The organism is Streptomyces sp. NPDC040410, assembly GCF_055595715.1.
Map to the genome: position 1 here is coordinate 138,832 of NZ_JBVIVK010000013.1, position 15,819 is coordinate 154,650.

The window sequence follows — 15,819 nt, forward strand, 5'->3', positions numbered from 1 at the left end:
CACAACTGATCCTTGCGTCCACAGTTGACAACGTTGTCCAGTACGCCGGGAGGGTGCTCGCCCATGCAGCGAAGAGCTCGGTACAGATCGGCGGTCGTCGGTGCGGCCGCCTTCGCTTTGGCACTGGGGTTACCAGGGGCCGCCGTCGCGCTGCCAGTGGCGGACAAGGGCTCCGACCGGGAGTTCGCGTCGTCGTTCGAGGCCGGCGATCCGGCACCGGACTGGCTCAGTACGGTCGACACGGCACCGGACGGCGGCAAGCCGGCGTCCGGGGTCGACGGCGGCTACGGCAGCGGCATTCCGGGCAATGTGACCGACCAGGTCACCGGCGTCCGGGCGAGCGCCGAGAACACGGGCGGCGGCGAGGTGAAGGAGAACCTCGTCGACGGAGAGCCGGGCACCAAGTGGCTGGCCTTCGAGCCCGCCGGCTGGGTCGAGTTCGATCTCGACAGGCCGCTGAAGATCGTGACGTACGCGCTCACCTCGGCCAACGACTACGCGGAACGCGACCCGAAGGACTGGACCCTCCAGGGATCCGCCGACGGCAAGGACTGGAAGACCCTCGACACCCGCTCCGGGGAGTCGTTCGGCGAGCGGTTCCAGACGAAGTCGTACGACCTCGCCGAACCGGCCGAGTACCAGCACCTCCGGCTCGACGTCACGAAGAACGCCGGCGACACGGACATCCTGCAGTTCGCCGACGTCCAGTTCTCCACGGGCGGCGGCGACGGGCCCGTACCGCCGGACATGCTCTCGCTGGTGGACCGCGGCCCGAGCGGCTCGCCGACCGCGAAGGCGGGCGCCGGCTTCACCGGGAAGCGGGCCCTGCGCTACGCCGGCCGGCACACGGCGGACGGGCGGGCGTACTCGTACAACAAGGTCTTCGACGTGAACGTGGCGGTGCGCCGGGACACCGAGCTGGCGTACCGGATCTTCCCGTCGATGGCCGACGGCGACCGTGACTACGACGCCACGAACGTGGCGGTCGACCTCGCCTTCACGGACGGCACCCGGCTCAGCGGCCTCGCCGCGAGAGACCGGCACGGGTTCGTGCTGTCCCCTCGGGGGCAGGGCGCCGCCAAGGTGCTGTACGTCAACCAGTGGAACGACGTGGCCTCGCGGATCGGGTCGGTCGCGGCCGGGAAGACGGTCGACCGGATCCTCGTCGCGTACGACTCCCCCGGCGGCCCGGCGAGGTTCCGCGGCTGGCTGGACGACGTGGAACTGCGGGTCGCCCCGCCCGAGAAGCCGAAGGCACATCTGTCCGACTATGCGCTGACCACGCGCGGCACCAACTCCAGCAGCGGATTCTCCCGCGGCAACAACTTCCCGGCGACCGCCGTGCCGCACGGCTTCAACTTCTGGACGCCGGTGACCAACGCGTCCTCGCTCAGCTGGCTCTACGACTACGCGCGCGCGAACAACGCCGACAATCTGCCGACGGTCCAGGCCTTCAGCGCCAGCCACGAGCCGAGCCCGTGGATGGGTGACCGGCAGACCTTCCAGGTCATGCCGTCCGCCGCGGCGGGGACACCCGAGACGGGGCGTGCGGCGCGGGAGCTCGCCTTCCGGCACGAGAACGAGACCGCGCGCCCGTACTACTACGGCGTCCGGTTCGAGAACGGGCTCCTGGCGGAGATGACGCCGACCGACCACGCGGCCGTCCTGCGCTTCACCTACCCGGGCGACGACGCGAGCGTCCTCTTCGACAACGTGACGGACCAGGCGGGCCTCACCCTCGACAAGGACGCCGGAGTGATCACGGGCTACTCGGACGTGAAGTCCGGCCTGTCGACCGGGGCGACCCGGCTCTTCGTGTACGGGGTGTTCGACAGGCCGGTGACGGACGGCGCATCAAGCGGGGTCAAGGGCTACCTGCGGTTCGACGCGGGCGACGACCGGGCGGTCACCCTCCGCCTGGCCACCTCCCTCATCAGCATCGGCCAGGCGAGGGACAATCTGCGCCAGGAGGTCCCGGACGGCATCTCCTTCGAGACGGTGAGGTCGCGGGCCCAGCGGGCGTGGGACCGGATGCTCGGCAAGGTCGAGGTGAAGGGCGCTACCCCGGACCAGCTGACCACGTTGTACTCCAGCCTGTACCGGCTGTACCTGTATCCCAACTCCGGTTTCGAGAAGGTCGGTTCGAAGCACAGGTACGCCTCCCCGTTCTCACCGATGCCCGGTCCGGACACCCCGACGCACACCGGCGCGAAGATCGTGGACGGCAAGGTGTACGTCAACAACGGCTTCTGGGACACCTACCGGACGACCTGGCCGGCGTACTCCCTGCTGACACCCGGTCAGGCGGGTGAAATGGCCGACGGGTTCGTGCAGCAGTACAAGGACGGCGGCTGGACCTCGCGCTGGTCCTCGCCCGGGTACGCCGACCTGATGACGGGCACCTCGTCGGACGTCGCCTTCGCGGACGCCTACGTCAAGGGCGTCGGCTTCGACGCGAAGTCCGCGTACGAGGCGGCGCTGAAGAACGCGACCGTCGTTCCGCCCGCCTCGGGCGTCGGCCGCAAGGGCATGGCGACCTCGCCCTTCCTCGGCTACACGAGCACCGACACGCACGAGGGGCTGTCGTGGGCGCTGGAGGGCTTCGTCAACGACTACGGCATCGCCGAGATGGGACGGGCCCTGTACGAGAAGACCGGCGAGAAGCGCTACCGGGAGGAGTCCGCGTACTTCCTCGACCGCGCCCGGGACTATGTGAACCTGTTCGACCCCGAGGCCGGCTTCTTCCAGGGCCGCGACCAGAAGGGCGGCCGACGCGTCGAGTCGGAGAAGTACGACCCCCGGGTATGGGGCTACGACTACACCGAGACCAACGGCTGGGGCTACGCCTTCACCGCCCCGCAGGACAGCCGGGGCCTGGTCAACCTGTACGGCGGAAGGAGAGGGCTCGCCGAGAAGCTGGACGAGTACTTCGCCACTCCGGAGACCGCGTCGCCGGACTTCGTCGGCTCGTACGGCGGGGTCATCCACGAGATGACGGAGGCACGGGACGTACGGATGGGCATGTACGGGCACTCCAACCAGGTCGCGCACCACGTGAACTACATGTACGACGCGGCCGGACAGCCCTGGAAAGCACAGCGCAACGTCCGCGAGGTGCTGTCGCGGCTGTACACCGGCAGCGAGATCGGGCAGGGCTACCACGGCGACGAGGACAACGGCGAGCAGTCGGCCTGGTACCTCTTCTCCGCGCTGGGCTTCTACCCGCTGGTGCTCGGCAGCGGTGAATACGCGGTCGGGTCCCCGCTGTTCACCGAGGCGACCGTCCATCTGGAGAACGGCCGGGACCTGGTCGTCAGGGCTCCCCGGAACAGCGCGCAGAACGTGTACGTACAGGGGCTCAGGGTCAACGGCCGCACCTGGACGTCGACTTCGCTTCCCCACTCGCTGCTGGTGAAGGGCGGGGTGCTGGACTTCGGCATGGGGCCGCGTCCGTCCTCGTGGGGCACGGGCAAGAACGCGGCGCCCGTGTCCATCACCCGGGACGACAAGGTGCCGACACCGCGTTCGGACGTCCTGAAGGGTGACGGCGCGCTGTTCGACAACACGTCGGCGACGGACGCGAGCGTTGCCGCGGTCGTGGACCTGCCGGCCTCGGAGCGGGTGAAGGCGGTGCAGTACACGCTGACGTCGTCGGCGGACCGTGCGAAGGCGCCGACTGGCTGGACCCTCCAGGGCTCGTCCGACGGGACCACGTGGCAGACCCTGGACGAGCGCTCCGGCGAGTCCTTCACCTGGGACAGGCAGACACGCGCGTTCACGATCGGGTCGCCGGGCACGTACGAGAGGTACCGCCTGGTCGTCGACGGTGAGGCGACCTTGGCGGAGGTCGAACTGCTCGCCTGAGCACGCCTGCCGGGCGCGCACGCCCCGGCCGCCTTGGGGGCGGGGCGTGCGCAGCACCGTGGGTCCGCCGAGCGGCGCGTGCGCCGCCTTCGGCGGCTACGCCAGTGCCAGCGTGAACACGTGCAGGTCCGCGTTCCCGGGCAGCCGCACGCTCGCGATCGCCCTGCCCTCCGGCGCCGCGAACGGCTTCGTTCATCTGCGACTACCTCGCCGATGCGGACCTGCGGCGCGAGATCAACGACGGCCTCCAGGTCGTGGAGAACTGGAACTCCGCCAACCACGACCTGTTCTACGGCAAGGACGGCGACCTGACCGGCTCCGACAAGGAGTACCAGGAGGTCTCCATGCTCGCCCTGCACCTGCTCCAGTCCGCGTTGGTGCACGTCAACACCCTGCTGCTTCAGGACATCCTCAGCGAGGAGAAGTGGCGGAACAGGCTCACCGATGCCGACCGGCGGGCGCTGTCCCCGCTGTTTTGGACCCACGTGAACCCCTATGGCCGGTTCGAGCTGGACATGAACTCCCATCTCGCCCTCGCTGCCGCGGCGGCGGCCACGGTGCCCGGCCCCCGCACCATGCCTGAGACGGAAGCCTCTGCGAGACCCGGACACGGTCGGCTTGGATGAACACGACGACGGCGGGCAGGGGTGATCTTCCTCAGGGGCCGGGTGTCCCGGGGGTGCGCATCAGCTGTGGGGGCGGGCGCCCGTGATCTGCTCGGCCGCGGCCGGCGTGGGGGGTGGGGTGTCCCGTTTCCTGACGCGGAGTCCGAAGGCGACGCCGATGAGGACGAGCGCGGCTCCCGCGATCTGGTTGAGGGAGGCGGTTGCCGTGCCGGTCACGGCCAGGGCCAGAAGTGAGGCCAGGGGGACGAGGCCGTTGAAGAGGCCGGTCCGGCCAGCGTCGAGCCGCTCGACGGCTCCGTACCACATCAGGAAGACGACCGTGGTCACGCCGAGGGCGAGGAAGGCCAGTGCCGAGAGCTCGGCGCCGCTCGGCCGCCGCAGCACAGGGGTCCCGGTGACCGAGCCTGTGATCACGGCGGTCAGGAAGAGCATGCCTGCGGCGAGTGCGCACGCGTAGGTGGTGGCGGTTAGCGATCCGAGCCTTTTGGTGACGGGCGCACCGAGCAGCGTGATGGCGCACACTCCGGTGAGGGCCAGGCACGACCACGCGAAGCCCTGGGCGTTCCACTGCACTGTGCCGCCAGTGGACAGCTGTGCCACGGCGGACCCGCACGCCACGCACAGGGCCCCGCCCATCAGATTCCGGGAGGGGCTCACCCGGACGAGCAGGGACTGGACCAGGACGATGATCAAGGGCGCGGCGCCCAGCGCGACACCGACATTGCCCGGCGAGGTCATCGAGGTGGCATAGACGAGCACGACGCCGTACCCGGCCATCCCGATCGCGGCCAGCAGAAAAACCCACGCCATCTGGGTCGGGGAGGGCCGTATGAAGGTGTGCCGACGTATGCGGGCCCAGACCAGCAGGAACACGGTCGCCAGCCCGTAGCGGACGGCCTGCCCACCGATGAGCGGGAAGCCGTGAAGGTGGGTGGCAGCGGCGACGGACCCGCCGATGAGGCATACCGCCCCGAGAGCCAGGGCGGCCCCGGAGCGTTCTCGTGCATCGAGCATCATGCGGCCAGGCTGACAGCGGCGCATCGTAAGCAGAAGTACGGTATTGCTCACCACGCAGTAAGGGGAACTGATGATTGAGGTGCAGCGGCTCGCCCTGTTCCGCGAGGTTGCCCACCGGGGGAGTTTCGCCCGCGCGGCCGAGGCACTGCACATGACCCCCTCGGCCGTCTCCCAGCAGATGGCGGCCCTCGAACGCGCCGCCGGGTTGAGGCTCTTCGAACGCAGCACCCGAGGCGTCACCCTCACCCCGGCGGGCCAGATCCTCGCGCGCACCGCCGACACCGTCCACGGCGAACTGCACCGGGCCCACCGGACGCTGGCCCAGCTGCGTGACCAGGGCCCACCCTCGGTGACCGTCGCCACCTTCCCCAGTGCCGGCGTCTTCCTGCTCGCGCCCGCGCTGGCCGCACTCCAGGCGCGGCGCTACGCCCACGTCGACACAACGGTGATCGAATCCGAGCCCGCTCAGGCACTGGCCGCCCTCGGCGACGGCCGCGCCCATGTGGCCCTCGTCTACCATTTCAACACCAGGCAACCCCCACCGAGCTGGAAGGACGCCGCAGCCCGCTGCACCTACCACCCGCTCCTGCACGACGACCTGCGCCTGGTCGTACCCGCCGGTCACCGACTCGCCTCGCGCCGAACGGTCCGTCTCGAAGACGTCGCCGACGAACCATGGATTCACGGATGGGACCTGCCAGGAGACGCGGTCGACGCGCTCACCTCCGCGCACGGCCTGACGCCCAAGGTCGTCTGCCGCTCCAGCGACTTCCGCTTCATGCAGGCGCTCGTCGCGGCAGGAGTCGGCATCGCCCTCATCCCTTTCCTGGCCGTCGAGGACCGGGACGACACCCGCGCCCTGCCCGTCACGCCCACCGCCAAGCGGCGCATCGGCGTCTATACCGCACCAGGCACGCCACCCACGTCACCCGTGCGCGCCCTGCTCGAAGCCCTCCAGGTGCAAGCCGAAGCCCTGCAGCCGGACTGACCCCCTGCCGGGCCACAGGCAGAACCCGACGCCGTTCACCGCACCCAGCCCCGCCGCAGAGACCAACGCCGGAGTCCTCATCCACCGGTCGCCCGCGAAGTGACGGCTCGGAACCGGATTTCTCACAAACGGAGGCGAGCTCAAGCGGTCAGCGGGTCTGTCGGAACATCCGGAACTGTGCCGGCCGGCCACGCCACCGCGCTGGACGCCGCCTGGAGTGAGGTGCGGTTGTCCCTTCCACGTGATCGTTGCTCAGCGTGGGTGGCCCAAGGCACCTTGTCGATGTCGTCGCGCTGCCCCGGTTCAGCGGTGGGACCTCGTGTCAGAGGTGACATTGAACGGCGGAACAGAGGCGCCCCGAATCCGGCCCGGGGTGTCGGCGCAGGTGGCGCGGGATGCCGTGGAAGACGCGCCTCGGGAAGTCCGCGACGGCGGACGTAGCCTGGTGCGTCGTGAACAGTGACAACGTCGCCTTGAAGCGCCCTCACGTCGTCGCCGCTCTGGTCTACGACGGTATCCCGACTGGCAGCGCACACCGACGTACACGACGTCGCCGCCGACCCGGACGCCGGTGTCGACGGCCTCGTCATCATCGACACGCGGCCACACGAGAGCTGGCGGCAGGGGCACGTGCCAGGCGCCGTCCCGCTTCAGGCCGTATCCGTTGCAACCAGTGCAGTCGGCCTCGTGCCCCCCTCTTCCGTCGTGGTCACCTACGGGTGGGGACCCGCCTGCGACTCCCGCACCCGGGCCGCCGAACAGTTCGCACTGCTCGGATACCCGGTCAAGGAGATGCTCGGCGGTTACGAGCGCTCGAAGGGCTCGACACCGCGGCCCGCAAGGGCAAACACGGCGGCCGGCCACCCCGTCATCACCGACGACATGCTCCACACCGTGCTGCGACGTCGGGCGGGCGGCGAGTCCGTCGAGCAGATCCAGCCCGACTTGATCATCCCCACCGGCAAGCGCAAGGGACAGAACCCCTTCGTCGCCAGCATCTACCGGGCGCTCGCCGAACACGCCAAGCGCGAGGCGTACCCCGAAGCCGTCGAACAGGCCCACACCGACTTCGCCGCCCTCCAGATCGGAGAAGTACCCGGACCCCGCCCCGATCTCCCTGACCGAGCGTCACTCTGATTACACAGAGCTACTTGTCACTTCGCCGTAGCTTCGGGAGAACAGGGCCGACGAAGGCCGGTTCAGTAGCCGGTCGCCGTTTCGGGCGCGCGCTCGCAGGCCTTGCCGTTCACCCTGGTCACCCGGAACTTCGCGATGACCTCGGCGTCGTCCGGAAGCTTCGACAGCCGGGGGCTCTGATCGGCCGGGAGGATCACGTCCTCGATGGCGCTTCCGGCCTGCTCGGAGATGAGGAAGGCGTACATCCAGTAGGACTGGTCGTCCTTCTCTCCGGCACCGATCCAGAAGGTGTCGGTGTACCAGGACTTCGAGTCGTCCTGGTTCGCCTTGCGCAGGGCGTAGTAGGTCTTGGTGTCAGGGTGGCCGGCACTGTCGTTGGTGTGCGTGATCCACAGCTCCCTGCCGTCCGGGATCCTGCCCGATCCGGACGCGGACTGGCAGGCCTGGAGGCGGTCGTCGGCTCGTGGATACGCGACCCGGAGCGGGACGGCCCGGGGTTTGTCGTCGGCGGTGCGGGACGACTCGGGTCCGGCACTCAGACCGACGAGTGAAGGTCTTTCATGCACCACGATGCCGCCCGCCGTGAGCATCGCGATGACGCACAGGCATGCGATGAGCGCCGTCTTCGTGGCGGCGAAGTGAGCGGCCGTCGCATGCCTCCACACCCACACGACGCCGAGGGCGAACGCTGCGAGAAGCAGCGCGGTGGTGATCCATCCGGGCAGTCGGCCGATGACACCCGTGATCGCCGAGATGGTGAGGGCCAGGGCTGTACCGAGTTCCGCATACCGTTTGACGCGGTCCATGGTCGTGTGACTCATGAGTCTCAGATATCGATCACACGCGTGCCGGTCCGGCCCTTTTCCTTCTCGTGGCGCTCCCATGGCCGGTCACATTCCTGGTGTTCCCCCCGGGGCGGCACAGCCGTACGATCCGGTCGAACAGCGTCGCCCAGGGGGCGTACGGAGTCGTCGGCGCGGCGCTGGTCCACCCCCGCCCGGCGCAGCAGGCCGCGCAGCCGGAGCACGGCCTCCTCCAGGGAGAAGGGCTTGGTGACGTGGTCGTCGGCGCCGGCCTCGAAGCCGGCGAGGCGGTGCTCCAGGCGTCGGGGCGGTGAGCATGAGGACGGGCAGCTTCGGGCTCTCGTGGCGGACCGGTGAGCCGGCGCAGCACCCGCAGACCGTCGAGGCCGGGCTGCGTCCCGGCGAGCACGGCGGCGTGCGGAGCGCAGCCGCGGGCGACGCGCAGCGCGCCGAAAAGCGAAGGGCCGCGCCCCGGGTGAGGAGCGCGGCCCTGGACGGCCGCACCGGAGCGCGGCCGTACCGGATCGCCTACTTGCGGATCAGGCTGCGCAGCACGTACTGCATGATGCCGCCGTTGCGGTAGTAGTCGGCCTCACCGGGGGTGTCGATGCGGACGACCGCGTCGAACTCGACGCCAGTGTCCGTGGTGACCTTGACGGTGCGCGGGGTGGTGCCGTTGTTCAGCTCCTCGACGCCGGTGAAGGAGAAGGTCTCCTCGCCGGTCAGGCCGAGGGAGGCCGCCGAGGCGCCCTCCGGGAACTGGAGCGGCAGAACGCCCATGCCGATGAGGTTGGAGCGGTGGATGCGCTCGTACGACTCGGCGATGACGGCCTTGACGCCGAGGAGGGCCGTGCCCTTGGCCGCCCAGTCACGGGACGAACCGGAGCCGTACTCCTTGCCGGCCAGGACGACCAGCGGGATGCCCTGCTCGATGTAGTTGCGCGAGGCGTCGTAGATGAAGGAGACGGGGCCGCCTTCCTCCGTGAAGTCACGCGTGTAGCCGCCCTCGGTGCCCGGCGCGATCTGGTTGCGCAGGCGGATGTTGGCGAACGTACCGCGGATCATGACCTCGTGGTTGCCGCGGCGCGAGCCGTAGCTGTTGAAGTCGCGCCGCTCGACACCGTGCTCGGTGAGGTACTTGCCCGCCGGGGTGTCGGCCTTGATCGCACCGGCCGGGGAGATGTGGTCGGTAGTGACCGAGTCGCCCAGCTTGGCGAGCACACGGGCGCCGGTGATGTCGGAGACCGGCTCCGGGTCCATGCCCATGCCCTCGAAGTACGGGGGCTTGCGGACGTACGTCGACTCCGGGTCCCACTCGAAGGTGTTGCCGGTCGGGATCGGCAGCGCCTGCCACTGTGCGTCGCCCGCGAAGACGTCGGAGTAGGACTTGTTGAACATGTCCTCGCCGATGGCGTTCGCCACGACGTCGTTGACCTCGGCCTCGGAGGGCCAGATGTCCTTCAGGTAGACCGGGTTGCCGTCCTGGTCGATGCCCAGGGCGTCCTTGGTGATGTCCACCTTCATGGAGCCGGCGAGGGCGTACGCGACGACCAGCGGTGGGGACGCCAGGTAGTTCATCTTGACGTCGGGGTTGATACGGCCCTCGAAGTTCCGGTTGCCGGACAGCACCGAGGTGACGGCGAGGTCGTGGTCGTTGACGGCCTTGGAGACCTCCTCCGGCAGCGGGCCGGAGTTGCCGATGCAGGTGGTGCAGCCGTAGCCGACGAGGTTGAAGCCGACCTTGTCGAGGTACGGGGTCAGGCCCGCCTTGTCGAAGTAGTCGGTGACGACCTTGGAGCCGGGGGCGAGGGTGGTCTTGACCCACGGCTTGCGGGTCAGGCCCTTCTCCACGGCCTTCTTGGCGACGAGCGCGGCCGCGACCATGACGTACGGGTTCGAGGTGTTGGTGCAGGAGGTGATGGCCGCGACCGTCACCGCACCGTGGTCGATCTCGTACGTCGAGCCGTCGGGGGCGGTCACGGTGACCGGGTTCGACGGGGCGCCGTTGGGGTGGATGGCCGGGGCGTCGGACGCCGGGAAGGACTCCTGGCCCGCCTCGTCCACGGTGTCCACGTAGTTGCGTACGTCCTGCTTGAACTGCTCGGCGGCATTGGCCAGGACGATGCGGTCCTGCGGGCGCTTCGGGCCGGCGATCGACGGGACGACGGTGGACAGGTCCAGCTCGAGCTTCTCGGAGAAGTCCGGCTCGGCCTTCGGGTCCAGCCAGAGGCCCTGCTCCTTGGCGTACGACTCGACGAGCGCGACCTGCTGGTCGGAGCGGCCGGTCAGACGCAGGTACTTCAGGGTCTCGTCGTCGATCGGGAAGATCGCGGCGGTGGAGCCGAACTCCGGCGACATGTTGCCGATGGTGGCGCGGTTCGCGAGGGAGGTGGCGGCCACGCCCTCGCCGTAGAACTCGACGAACTTGCCGACCACACCGTGCTTGCGGAGCATCTCGGTGATGGTGAGGACGAGGTCCGTGGCGGTGGTGCCGGCGGGCAGCTCACCCGTGAGCTTGAAGCCGACGACGCGCGGGATGAGCATCGAGACCGGCTGGCCGAGCATCGCGGCCTCGGCCTCGATACCGCCGACGCCCCAGCCGAGGACGCCGAGGCCGTTGACCATGGTGGTGTGCGAGTCGGTGCCGACGAGCGTGTCGGGGTACGCCTGGCCGTTACGGACCATGACCGTACGGGCCAGGTGCTCGATGTTCACCTGGTGGACGATGCCGGTGCCGGGCGGGACGACCTTGAACTCGTCGAAGGCGGTCTGGCCCCAGCGCAGGAACTGGTAGCGCTCCTTGTTGCGGCCGTACTCCAGCTCGACGTTCTGCGCGAAGGCCTCGTTCGTGCCGAACTTGTCCGCGATGACGGAGTGGTCGATGACCAGCTCGGCCGGGGCCAGCGGGTTGATCTTCGCCGGGTCGCCGCCGAGCTCCTTGACGGCCTCGCGCATGGTGGCGAGGTCGACGACGCAGGGAACGCCGGTGAAGTCCTGCATGATCACACGGGCCGGCGTGAACTGGATCTCCTGCGAGGGCTGTGCCTGGGAGTCCCAGCCGCCCAGGGCACGGATGTGGTCGGCGGTGATGTTCGCGCCGTCCTCGGTGCGGAGCAGGTTCTCCAGCAGGACCTTAAGGCTGTAGGGGAGTCGGGCCGAGCCCTCCACCTTGTCCAGGCGGAAGATCTCGTACGACTCGTCGCCCACCTGCAGCGTGCTGCGGGCGTCGAAGCTGTTCGCCGACACGACAGTCTCCTTCATTGATGTGCGCGTACCACCACGATCCTGCCGCCACGACAACTTGGCCGATCCTCTAAGGTAAGACTAAGTTAGGTAACCCTTACCGGGGTGGCGGCTGCGGTGCACCTCGGCAGATATCTCGATGTCGAGATAACTCTAGTACATGGGGGCGGACTGGTCATGCCCGGCCCCCGTCACACCGCTCCGGTCCCGACGATCCCGCGCCCTTTGTCCGCTGTCATCCAATCGAGGCGTTTGACAGCGAACCCAGTCCTTCCGGCTTCCTTGCCAGCGAACCTCGTTGTACGAGGGACGTACTGGGGGTGCTGGGTGGCCGTACCGGTCGGGGCGGATCTTGCGGAGCCGCACGTCGAGCTGTCGTACATGGATGCTGGACGCGAGTCTCGGCGGCGTCCGCTGCCGGACCGCGCGACGGCGCGGTTCGAGGACGTGGCCGCGGTGCGGCCGTTTCGTTGGTCGCGTGGTGAGCGTCACTTCTCGGGCTGGTACTGGGCGGCGACGACCGGGCGGCACGTCGGCTTCGAGTCGTGGCTGGAGCGAGACCGGCTTGTGCTGATGGATTTCGATCCCGGGGTGGTGGGGATCGCCTCGCAGCCGTTCTGGCGCACTGGCACGACGGTGAGTGTGAGCGTCGGCATGCTCCGGACTACTTCGTGCGCCGCGCGGACGGTTTGGCCGTGGTCGTGGATGTCCGCGCTGATGAGCGGATCGAGCCGAAGGACGCGGAGGCGTTCGACGTGACGCGCCGGGCCTGCCGTCAGGCGGGGTGGGACTTCGAGCGGGTCGGGGTTCCGCAGGAAGTGTTGCTGGCGAATGTGCGGTGGCTGTCGCGTCACAGCTCCCGCCCCGGACCATCCGCACCATGCTGAACATGCCGGCGCCGAGCACCTACAAGTCCAGAAGCGGCCCCAAGAAGGGACGTGCGGCCAGACGGCCCGCACCAGCGATCAACGACGCCACGCGAGCCCTGATCGATGCCATGCTCACCGAACACCTCGACCGCAGAGAGATCTGGACCCGGCACCGTGGTGATCTTCAGGGACAGGTTCGGCGCCCAGGGGGCTTCAACAATCTGAGCGCGAACCAGTCTGTACTCACACCTGTGCTTCTTCCATGTCCGGCGGGCGGGCGGGGACAAACCCGCCCATACAGCAACGCGATCGCGTCATCACATCGACGTGACACCGCGTACCCGATGGCCGACGGCGATGGACTCGCCCGAGATCGCACCTGCGCGAGGGGATACCAGGAACGAGACGAGGTCGGCTATCTGCTCGGGACTCGACTCCCCACCCCGACCCATCTCCACCTCGGTCTCCGGAAATTCGGAGACGGTCCCGGGGCTGATCGTGTTGACGGTGACGCCTGACCCGGCGGCGGTGTCGGCGAGATTCTTCGCGGCGATGATCAAAGCGGCGTTACGGACGGACCCAGCTACGTTGCCGGTAAGGAAAGCGTTCTGGCCACTCACGCCGACGATCCGCCCATAGCCGGCGCGTGTCATGATCGGCAACGCCGCGTTGGCCAACCGGAGAAACGTCATCGTCTTTGCGTCGATCGCACTCAATACCTGTTCCGGATCGGCGTGGCGGGACGCTTCGAGGGTCCGCGCGCTGGGCGCTGCAGTGACCACGACCGCGTCGAGACGGCCGTGCTGCTTCAACACGCTGTCCAGCGCCGCCGTGACCGAGCCCGGCTCCCGCGCGTCAAGAGTGACGCCGTCCTCGACATGACGCGAGGCGGCGATCGCCGTGGCGCCTTCCGCGCGAAGTCGTGCGACGATCGCCCGACCGATCAGACCCGTCCCGCCTACCACCAGCACGACGCGTCCAACCAGTCCAAGATCCACCCAACTGATGCTATCAGCCGCTCAGGGCGGTCGACTCCATGGCCCGGCCGAGACCCGGAGAACGCGCGGGCATGCCGCCGACCGGGCGAGTACGCCTCGCACTTGGCGTGCTCGGCCAGCCGAGGACGTCGCCCGGGCTCTCACCGCTGAAGTTCGCCCTCCCCACACCGGCCGTCGACCTCCGCGTACGGGGCGCCGTGCCGGCCGGAGGCGACCGACTTCGGCCGGATCGAGGACCTGGAACCCGGCGCCTCGTGGCCCGCGGGGGTCGTGGAACTGCACCACGGATACGGCGACATCACGCCGCACCGCCCCACCGCCGGTCCCGTCACCCCGACTTACCGGCCATCTGTCCGCCAAGTCGGGGTAAGCGGCAAGAGAGGGCACGTATCCCGGACTCGCCGAAAGGAGGCGCGATGCCCCTCACGTTCCGCAAGAGTTTCCGGATCCTTCCCGGAGTGCGCCTGAACATCAACCGGCACTCCTGGTCGATCACCACCGGCGGCAGGAACGGGCCGCGGCACACCCACAGCAGCACGGGACGACATACGACATCGATGGATTTGACCGGACCTTTCGGGTGGCGTCGTACCCGTACCACCAGGCGTCACTGACAGCCCATCACCCGAATGCACCCTCCAGAAGGCGCCATCTCATATCTGAGATAGCCTCAACCCCATGGCAGACGACTACCTCGTACGCATCGGCAAGCTCATCCGTGACGCCCGGCAGCACCGGGGCTGGACACAGTCGCAGCTTGCCGAGGCGCTCGGCACCAGCCAGAGCGCGGTGAATCGCATCGAGCGCGGCAACCAGAACATCAGCCTTGAGATGATCGCTCGAATCGGTGAAGCACTGGACAGCGAAATCGTCTCCCTGGGCTATGCCGGCCCGATGCATCTGCGGGTGGTCGGCGGCCGTCGGCTGTCCGGCGCCATCGACGTGAAGACGAGCAAGAACGCGTGCGTGGCACTGCTGTGCGCCTCCCTGCTCAACAGGGGGCGCACGGTGCTGCGCCGGGTCGCCCGCATCGAGGAGGTGTACCGCCTGCTGGAGGTGCTGGGCTCCATCGGCGTACGCGCCCGGTGGATCAACGACGGCGTCGACCTGGAGATCGTGCCGTCGGCCGAGCTGGAGATGACGTCGATCGACGCCGACGCCGCCCGCCGTACGCGGTCCATCATCATGTTCCTCGGCCCGCTGCTGCACCGTCTGGACACCTTCAAACTCCCGTACGCCGGCGGCTGTGACCTCGGTACGCGGACCATCGAGCCGCACATGATCGCGCTGCGCCGGTTCGGGCTCGAGATCGCCGCGACCGAGGGCCTGTACCACGCGCAGGTGGACCGCTCGGTCTCCCCCGACCGCCCGATCGTGCTGACCGAACGCGGGGACACGGTCACCGAGAACGCGCTGCTGGCCGCCGCCCGGCACGACGGCGTCACCGTCATCCGCAACGCGTCCTCCAACTACATGGTCCAGGACCTCTGCTTCTTCCTGGAGGCGCTCGGCGTCAAGGTCGAGGGCATCGGCACCACCACGCTCACCGTGCACGGCGTGCCGGACATCGACGTCGACGTCGACTACTCCCCCTCCGAGGACCCGGTCGAGGCGATGAGCCTGCTGGCCGCCGCCGTCGTCACCGAGTCGGAGCTGACGGTGCGCCGGGTGCCGATCGAATTTCTCGAGATCGAGCTCGCGGTCCTGGAGGAGATGGGGCTCGACCACGACCGTACGCCCGAGTACTGGGCGGACAACGGCCGTACGCGCCTGGTGGACCTCACCGTCCGGCCCTCCAAGCTGGAGGCGCCGATCGACAAGATCCACCCGATGCCGTTCCCCGGCCTGAACATCGACAACGTCCCGTTCTTCGCGGCCATCGCGGCCGTGGCGCAGGGCAAGACCCTGATCCACGACTGGGTCTACGACAACCGCGCGATCTATCTGACGGACCTCAACCGCCTGGGCGGGCGACTCCAGCTCCTCGACCCGCACCGGGTGCTGGTCGAGGGCCCGACCCGCTGGCGCGCCGCCGAGATGATGTGCCCGCCTGCACTGCGGCCCGCAGTGGTCGTCCTGCTCGCGATGATGGCGGCCGAGGGCACGTCCGTGCTGCGCAACGTGTACGTCATCAACCGCGGTTACGAGGACCTCGCAGAACGGCTGAACTCGATCGGGGCGCAGATCGAGATCTTCCGGGACATCTGATACGACGATGCCGCCGCACTCTGCCTGACCTGCTGTTCAGAGCTCCCCAGGCTGACGCTCCGCCTC

The 15,819-nt window shown here is 68.7% G+C and carries 13 protein-coding genes; 9 read left to right on the plus strand and 4 right to left on the minus strand.

What is annotated here, in order from left to right:
• Window positions 1–63 precede the first annotated feature (63 nt).
• Together ACZ562_RS25210 and ACZ562_RS25215 are read left to right on the plus strand one after the other, a co-directional pair.
• The gene (locus ACZ562_RS25210) at window positions 64–3,864 is read left to right on the plus strand and encodes a GH92 family glycosyl hydrolase (RefSeq protein WP_471183189.1); all 3,801 of its coding nucleotides are present in this window, start codon (window positions 64–66) and stop codon (window positions 3,862–3,864) included.
• Between the two features lie 233 nt (window positions 3,865–4,097).
• Window positions 4,098–4,490 carry a Tn3 family transposase gene (locus ACZ562_RS25215; protein WP_471183394.1) on the plus strand — a complete coding sequence of 131 codons (393 nt, stop codon included), beginning with the start codon at window positions 4,098–4,100 and terminating at the stop codon, window positions 4,488–4,490.
• Between the two features lie 60 nt (window positions 4,491–4,550).
• Here the strand turns inward: ACZ562_RS25215 and ACZ562_RS25220 are convergent, their stop codons facing one another.
• Entirely contained in the window at window positions 4,551–5,507 is a 957-nt protein-coding gene (locus tag ACZ562_RS25220; protein ID WP_471183191.1) for a DMT family transporter, read from the minus strand.
• 70 nt (window positions 5,508–5,577) lie between these two features.
• On the opposite strand from ACZ562_RS25220, the gene ACZ562_RS25225 reads away from it, so the two are divergent.
• Window positions 5,578–6,495, plus strand: a complete 918-nt coding sequence (locus ACZ562_RS25225) for a LysR family transcriptional regulator (protein ID WP_471183193.1) — start codon at window positions 5,578–5,580, stop codon at window positions 6,493–6,495.
• A gap of 630 nt (window positions 6,496–7,125) precedes the next feature.
• Window positions 7,126–7,632 (plus strand): rhodanese-like domain-containing protein, encoded by a 507-nt coding sequence (locus ACZ562_RS25230; RefSeq protein ID WP_471183196.1) that lies wholly within the window; start codon window positions 7,126–7,128, stop codon window positions 7,630–7,632.
• 62 nt (window positions 7,633–7,694) lie between these two features.
• On the opposite strand, the gene ACZ562_RS25235 is transcribed toward ACZ562_RS25230, so the two are convergent.
• Window positions 7,695–8,453, minus strand: a complete 759-nt coding sequence (locus tag ACZ562_RS25235) for a hypothetical protein (protein WP_471183197.1) — start codon at window positions 8,451–8,453, stop codon at window positions 7,695–7,697.
• 50 nt (window positions 8,454–8,503) lie between these two features.
• On the opposite strand from ACZ562_RS25235, the gene ACZ562_RS25240 reads away from it, so the two are divergent.
• Window positions 8,504–8,749 carry a hypothetical protein gene (locus tag ACZ562_RS25240; RefSeq protein WP_471183200.1) on the plus strand — a complete coding sequence of 82 codons (246 nt, stop codon included), beginning with the start codon at window positions 8,504–8,506 and terminating at the stop codon, window positions 8,747–8,749.
• Window positions 8,746–9,018, plus strand: a complete 273-nt coding sequence (locus tag ACZ562_RS25245; protein ID WP_471183202.1) for a hypothetical protein — start codon at window positions 8,746–8,748, stop codon at window positions 9,016–9,018. Before ACZ562_RS25240 ends, ACZ562_RS25245 begins: the two co-directional genes overlap by 4 nt.
• Here the strand turns inward: ACZ562_RS25245 and acnA are convergent.
• The gene (gene acnA / locus ACZ562_RS25250; protein WP_471183204.1) at window positions 8,964–11,681 is read right to left on the minus strand and encodes an aconitate hydratase AcnA; all 2,718 of its coding nucleotides are present in this window, start codon (window positions 11,679–11,681) and stop codon (window positions 8,964–8,966) included. The genes ACZ562_RS25245 and acnA overlap by 55 nt on opposite strands.
• A gap of 324 nt (window positions 11,682–12,005) precedes the next feature.
• On the opposite strand from acnA, the gene ACZ562_RS25255 reads away from it, so the two are divergent.
• Window positions 12,006–12,437 carry a hypothetical protein gene (locus tag ACZ562_RS25255; protein ID WP_471183207.1) on the plus strand — a complete coding sequence of 144 codons (432 nt, stop codon included), beginning with the start codon at window positions 12,006–12,008 and terminating at the stop codon, window positions 12,435–12,437.
• 427 nt (window positions 12,438–12,864) lie between these two features.
• On the opposite strand, the gene ACZ562_RS25260 is transcribed toward ACZ562_RS25255, so the two are convergent.
• A complete protein-coding gene (locus tag ACZ562_RS25260) occupies window positions 12,865–13,545 on the minus strand; it encodes an SDR family NAD(P)-dependent oxidoreductase (protein WP_471183209.1) in 681 nt (226 codons plus the stop codon).
• Between the two features lie 416 nt (window positions 13,546–13,961).
• Between ACZ562_RS25260 and ACZ562_RS25265 the strand changes: the two genes are divergently transcribed.
• Together ACZ562_RS25265 and ACZ562_RS25270 are read left to right on the plus strand one after the other, a co-directional pair.
• A complete protein-coding gene (locus ACZ562_RS25265; protein ID WP_471183211.1) occupies window positions 13,962–14,159 on the plus strand; it encodes a DUF4236 domain-containing protein in 198 nt (65 codons plus the stop codon).
• A gap of 64 nt (window positions 14,160–14,223) precedes the next feature.
• Window positions 14,224–15,753, plus strand: coding sequence for a helix-turn-helix domain-containing protein (locus tag ACZ562_RS25270; RefSeq protein WP_471183214.1), 1,530 nt, complete (start codon window positions 14,224–14,226; stop codon window positions 15,751–15,753).
• Window positions 15,754–15,819 lie beyond the last annotated feature (66 nt).